General features: G+C 67.8%; 1 protein-coding gene. It reads right to left on the bottom strand.

Going from position 1 to position 242, the window contains the following annotated elements:
* Positions 1–73: 73 nt before the first annotated feature.
* Positions 74–232, bottom strand: a complete 159-nt coding sequence (locus tag SM755_RS24075; RefSeq protein ID WP_323174892.1) for a YjbQ family protein — start codon at positions 230–232, stop codon at positions 74–76.
* Positions 233–242: the final 10 nt, after the last annotated feature.

The raw sequence follows: 242 nt of genomic DNA, 5'->3' as shown, positions 1-242 counted from the left end.
CGCGCAGGCGCCGACAGCCTGACAGTCCCCGCAAAGCTTCGAAGCGCCGACGCCGCCAACAAGTCCAGTCGAATCACTCTCCGAGCAGATGGAGCACGACCTCACGCTCGTGCGGCCGGCGCCGATGCTCGAACAGGTAGATGCCCTGCCAGGTCCCCAGCGCTAGCCGGCCGCCGACCACGGGAATCGAAAGTTGTACGCCGGTCAGCGCCGTCCGAAGGTGAGCGGGCATGTCGTCCGGC

This window comes from Natrialba sp. PRR66, from assembly GCF_034808065.1.
GTDB classification, from domain to species: Archaea; Halobacteriota; Halobacteria; order Halobacteriales; family Natrialbaceae; genus Natrialba; species Natrialba aegyptia.
This window is presented reverse-complemented; position numbering and strand designations above follow the sequence as displayed.

Excerpts from the sequence above, each read along its gene's own strand:
- SM755_RS24075 (WP_323174892.1), bottom strand. The coding sequence starts at position 232 with ATGCCCGCTCACCTTCGGACGGCGCTGACCGGCGTACAACTTTCGATT.